1 pseudogene is annotated in these 1,247 nt (G+C 55.2%); it reads right to left on the bottom strand.

The features are described 5' to 3' along the window. Positions 1–215 precede the first annotated feature (215 nt). Positions 216–1,052, bottom strand: a pseudogene (locus WH277_RS03785) (hemagglutinin repeat-containing protein); the annotation flags it as partial. Between the last annotated feature and the right edge of the window lie 195 nt (positions 1,053–1,247).

Genomic DNA, 1,247 nt, shown 5'->3' with positions numbered 1-1,247 from the left:
ATTATGATCAATAAGAAGAGAAACCAATTTGGTGGGTTATTTCCATTCTCTGGCCTATCTATGACTGAGTATATCATAGCCCCTATGAGGGATATGCTTAGAGTGCTTAAATACTCTTTCATATTGTGATAATAGAAGTGATTTTCGTCGTTGATTGGGATTAGGTATTGTTTGAACATTTTTAAATATTCCATGCTGAGAAAATATAGTCATAGGTCGTAGAAGTTCTGGTAAACCTGGCCGTTGATGGCGTTCTCATCCGGGGTCTGACCCGGATGGGCTTTCACCCAGTCTTTCTGCGCCCTGTCCCGGTCTTCCTGGCTGATACTGCCCATCTTGTCCCTGGCATCTTTCGCCGCGCTGATGGCGCCCTGGGTACGCACGATATCCGACACCTGGGTGCTGATTTCGCCAATCAGCTGGGCCTGCTGAATGCGCTTCTGCTCTTTCTCTTTGTCGAATATCTGGCTGATGCTGCCGTTGGCGTTCTCCGCGTCGCGGCTGAGGTTCGCCACGTCCTGGGCCTGTTTATCCTGGTCGCGGATGACCAGGGTGCCGTCGCTGACGGCGGCTTTCGTGGTGCCGCTGTCGTGGCCGTCTTTGTTGACGCCCACCAGCAGGGTGTTGGCCATGTTGCCGATGGCCTGGCCGCCGATGCTGCCCCCGGTGCTGAGGCCGATACTCTGGTGCTCGACCTTATAGTCGGCCCGGTTGTGGATATCGCTGAAGCCGAGGGTGCCGGTGTCGAGCTTATTGTTGTCCGCGGTGGCGGTGGAGCCGATGACCGCGCCGTTAAGCTGGGTGTGTTCACCGACGGTGACGTCAAAGCCGCCTTTGCCCGCGAAGATGCCGGTCTGCTCAACCACGCTGTCGTAGTTGCTGTGCATTTTGTCACGGCTGAGGTTGACGCTGGCGGAGCCGGTCATGGAGCCGAAGGTAAAGCTGCCGCCGACGCTGGCGTTCTGCTGCTTCGAGTCGTAGCGGTCGCTGTCCTGCTCGCTGGTCATCGTCAGGTTGCGGGCGACGTCGGCCCTGACCGTCTCGCCGCTGACGATACCGTCGATATTCCGGTGCTCAAGCGTGATCGTTACGATTGCCTGAAACACAGCCGCGACTGACAGATCAATAGATCCCGGCGGTGTTGGCCGGGATTTTTGCAATTATCTGCTACGTTGCATATTGGAACGGTATCTATACCAAGTATATATAGCGCATATTCCACCACCACCAATGCCGAGTTTTACAGC

The organism is Erwinia sp. MYb416 (genome assembly GCF_037479575.1).
In the GTDB taxonomy this organism is placed as follows: domain Bacteria; phylum Pseudomonadota; class Gammaproteobacteria; order Enterobacterales; family Enterobacteriaceae; genus Erwinia; species Erwinia rhapontici.
This window is presented reverse-complemented; position numbering and strand designations above follow the sequence as displayed.